1 protein-coding gene is annotated in these 1,067 nt (G+C 69.3%); it reads left to right on the forward strand.

Annotated elements, in window-relative coordinates; genetic code table 11:
• Window positions 1–1,067, forward strand: a 1,067-nt coding sequence (locus ACZ4FV_RS52480; RefSeq protein WP_465328581.1) for an acyltransferase domain-containing protein, incomplete at both ends; no start/stop codon positions are given.

Consider the following 1,067-nt stretch of genomic DNA (forward strand, 5'->3'; position numbering starts at 1 on the left):
CCCTGGCCCGAGACCGACCACCCGCGCCGCGCCGGCATCTCCTCCTTCGGCATCAGCGGCACCAACGCCCACCTCATCATCGAGCAGGCACCCACCGTCGAACCCGACGCGGTGTCGGCGGCCGATCCGACCACCGGGACCGGCGACGCCCGCCCCGTCCCATGGCTTCTCTCCGCCCGTAACCCGCAAGCGCTCCGGGACCAGGCGCAGCGCCTGCACGCGCACATCGACACACATCCCGAGCTCGATCCGATCGCCGTCGCGCACACACTCGCCACCCGGCGGACCACGTTCGACCACCGCGCGGCCGTCGTCGCCGACAAGCGCGAGGACTTCCTGCTCGGCCTCACCGCGCTGGCCCAGGGCCAGGTGAGCACCACGACGCTCCGCCACCACCACACACCCGCGGCCGGTCGCGTCGCGTTCATGTACACCGGGCAGGGCAGCCAACGACCCGGCATGGGTGGGCAACTGCGATTGGCCCACCCGGTGTTCGCCGATGCCTTCGAGAACGCCTGCGCCCACCTCGATCCGCACCTGGACACGCCACTGCGCGACGTGATCGACCAACACCCCGAACTCCTCAGCCAGACCCGCTACACCCAACCCGCACTCTTCGCCCTGCACATCGCCCTCCATCACCTCCTCACCCACCACGGCATCACCCCCGACTACCTCATCGGCCACTCCATCGGCGAACTCACCGCCGCCCACCTCGCCGGAGTCCTCACCCTCCCCGACGCCGCCACCCTCGTCACCACACGCGCCCGCCTCATGCAAACCGCACCCACCGGCGGCACCATGATCGCCATCAACACCGCCCCCACCGAACTGGCCGAACTCCTCGACGGACACCAAAACCTCGTCTCCATCGCCGCCCACAACGCACCCCACGCCACCGTCATCTCCGGCGACCGCGAACTCTGCCTGCACATCGCCGGACAGGCCCGCGCGGCAGGCCACAAAACCAAAGAACTCAAGGTCAGCCACGCATTCCACTCACCCCACATGGACCCCATCCTCGACGAGTTCCACACAATCGCGAGCACCCTCACCTACCACCCCCC

The sequence above is a fragment of the Embleya sp. NPDC025285 genome (assembly GCF_055558835.1).